The organism is Kitasatospora sp. MBT63 (assembly GCF_000710465.2).
In the GTDB taxonomy this organism is placed as follows: domain Bacteria; phylum Actinomycetota; class Actinomycetes; order Streptomycetales; family Streptomycetaceae; genus Kitasatospora.
Map to the genome: position 1 here is coordinate 8,608 of NZ_JAIZ01000591.1, position 2,750 is coordinate 11,357.

General features: G+C 74.8%; 3 protein-coding genes. All 3 read left to right on the forward strand.

Translation table 11 applies throughout. The features are described 5' to 3' along the window. The first annotated feature begins 55 nt into the window (after positions 1 to 55). Complete coding sequence (locus AA75_RS31340) at positions 56 to 913, forward strand: glycerophosphodiester phosphodiesterase (protein WP_051813839.1); 858 nt, start codon at positions 56 to 58, stop codon at positions 911 to 913. Positions 914 to 1,307: 394 nt separating this feature from the next. After that, the gene (locus tag AA75_RS31345; RefSeq protein WP_063794474.1) at positions 1,308 to 1,787 is read left to right on the forward strand and encodes a hypothetical protein; all 480 of its coding nucleotides are present in this window, start codon (positions 1,308 to 1,310) and stop codon (positions 1,785 to 1,787) included. Positions 1,788 to 1,970: 183 nt separating this feature from the next. After that, the coding region (locus AA75_RS31350) for a DUF5926 family protein (RefSeq protein ID WP_033823705.1) at positions 1,971 to 2,750 on the forward strand (780 nt) is incomplete at its 3' end.

Genomic DNA, 2,750 nt, shown 5'->3' on the forward strand with positions numbered 1-2,750 from the left:
CACGTTCCCCGTGGCGGCGGCTTCCCGACTTTTCGGCCCGCGTAGGGTGACCGTCGTGGACACCCAGCACCTCGGCTCCTCCGCCGCCTCCTCCGGCTCCTCCGACCGCAGCGCGGTCAAGGTCATCGCCCACCGCGGCTCCTCCGCCGCACTGCCCGAGCACACGATCGAGGCCTACCGGCTGGCGATCGAGGAGGGCGCGGACGGCCTGGAGTGCGACGTCCGGCTGACCGCCGACGGCGAGCTGGTCTGCGTGCACGACCGGACGGTGCGGCGGACCTCGGACGGCCGGGGCGTGGTGTCGGCGATGACGCTGGCTCAGCTGGGCGAGCTGGACTTCGGCTCGTGGAAGTCGCCGGGGTCGCCGACGCCGAGTTCGGTGCTGACCCTGGCGCAGCTGCTGGAGCTGGCGGTCGACGCCGGCCGGCCGATCGAGCTGGCGATCGAGACCAAGCACCCGACCCGGTACGCGGGACGGGTGGAGGCCGAACTGCTGCGGACGCTGGACCGGTTCGGGCTGCTTCCCGCCGGACCGGCCGACGGCGGGCGGGCCGAGGAGGCGGAAGGGGCCGCCCCGGCCGGGCCGAGCGTTCGGATCATGAGCTTCTCGGAGCTGGCGCTGCACCGGGTCCGCCGGGCCGCGCCCGCGGTGCCGACGGTGTACCTGCTGGAGCGGCGGCTGCCGCTGCTGGGCCGGACCGGGGTGCTGCCGGGCGGGGCGCGGATCGCCGGCCCGGGCATCGACCTGGTGCGGCGCAATCCCGGGCTGGTGCTGGCGCTGCGGCGGGCCGGGCACCGGGTGCACGTGTGGACGGTGGACGAGCCGGCCGACGTCGAACTGTGCCTGCGGCTCGGGGTGGAGGCGCTGATCACCAACCGTCCGCGCCAGGTGCTGGAGCAGTTGGGCCGCTGACGGCCGCTTCGGTCCCGACGGTTCCCGCGGCATTAGGGCGCGCGGGGGTGAAGGGGCGCGGAAGGGGGCGCAAAGTGCGGGACCGGGGTATTTCCACCCTGTTTCACAACAGACCGTGAGCATCTAATCACCTTTTGGGCACCGTGCGTTGCGATGCCGGAAATGGCCGTCAGGGATCGGTGAACGCTCGTTTCCGGCGCATTCCCAGGGGGCATCCATCCCTCGGCAGAAGCCTGAAGGAGGTCCGGGGGTGGCGTTGATGGTGGCGCGTTCTGTGCCTGAGAAGGCCGGTCCGGCTTCATCGACCCTGGCGGTGCCGCACGGTCCGGCGAGCGTGGGCGTGGCGCGGCGGCGGTTGCGACGGGATCTGGGCGATCTGGAGATACCGGAATCGGTGATTGACGACGCCGTCCTGATCCTCTCCGAACTGCTCAGCAATTCCTGCCGGTACGCCCGGCCGCTGGTGCTCCCCCCCGGCCTCGACGAGGACGCGGAGGCGCTCGCGGACCGGCTGGTGGCGGTCGGATCCGCCGTCAGGCGCGGTACGGGCGGACAGGAACCGGCCGGCGAGGGCGACACCGACCCGGAGCCCGGCGCGGTGCTGGTCCGCTGGCGGACCCACGCGGACGGCCTGCTGACCCTGGAGGTCACCGACGGCGGCGCGGTCACCCGCCCGCTGCCGGCCCGGCCCTCGGTGACCGCCCGCGGCGGCCGCGGGCTGAACATCGTCGGCGAGCTGGCCAGTGACTGGGGCGTCCGGCACGCGCCCGGCCGGGTGACGGTCTGGGCGGAGCTGCCGGCCGACGGCCGCCGCCCCGTACCGGGTGCGGCCGTCCTGCCGGGCGGCACCGGGCCGCAGGCCCGCAGCGCGTAGGGCCGGTCCGGCGGATCTCGTCGGATCGGCGCGCGGCGGGGCCCGGCAGTGTCCGGGCCCCGTACCCGGGCGCACGGACCCGGGCCACCCGGACGGGTCACCCGCCTGCGGTACGCGGGGATGCGCCGGAATTCTCAGTAGGCTGCCCGGAGCAAGAGTCGCCGTCACCGGGAGAGCCGCACCATGGCCAAGAAGGCCGCCAAGAAGTCGCCGCAGCGCAGCCAGTCCACCACCGTGACCGCGGGCGAGGTGCCGGTCGTCGGCGCCCGGGAGATGTGCCCGTGCGGTTCGGGCCGCCGTTACAAGGCCTGTCACGGCCGGGAGGCCGCGCACGCCGTGCAGGAGCTGGTGCACCGCCCGTTCGAGGGGCTGCCGGGCGAGGCGGACTGGGTGGCGCTGCGCGAGCTGGTGCCCGCGGCGACGGTGCCGCTGACGCTGGCCGCCGGGGTGGCCGAGCAGGCCGAGGGCGAGGTGCCGTCGGTGACGCTGGCGACCGTGCTGCCGCTGGCCTGGCCGGCCCTGCGCCGTCCGGACGGTTCGATCCTGCTGGGCCTGCAGACCCAGTCCTCCTCCGGCGACCTGAGCCGGGACCTCGCGGACGCGCTGGAGCTGGCGCTGACCACCGCGCCGGGCAGCCCGGTGCCGTCCCGCCGGACCGTGCCGGGCGGCCGCCGGCTGCAGGAACTGCTCGACACCGGGGCGCCGTTCGTCCCGGTGGTGCACAGCGGTTTCGAGTTCTGGCTGGAGGACTCCGAGGCGGCCGAGGGTGAGGTGGCGGCCTCGCTGGAGCGGGCCAACGCCTCCGCGATCCCGACCGAGAAGCTCACCTCGGTGGCCTCCGCGTACTGGTGCGGCACCCCGGACAAGAACCACCTGCGCTGGGTCATGACGGTGCCGGAGGAGCAGCTGCTGGACGCGCTGGCCCGGCTGTCCACCGCGGGCGAGTCCTCGCTGGGCGAGGAC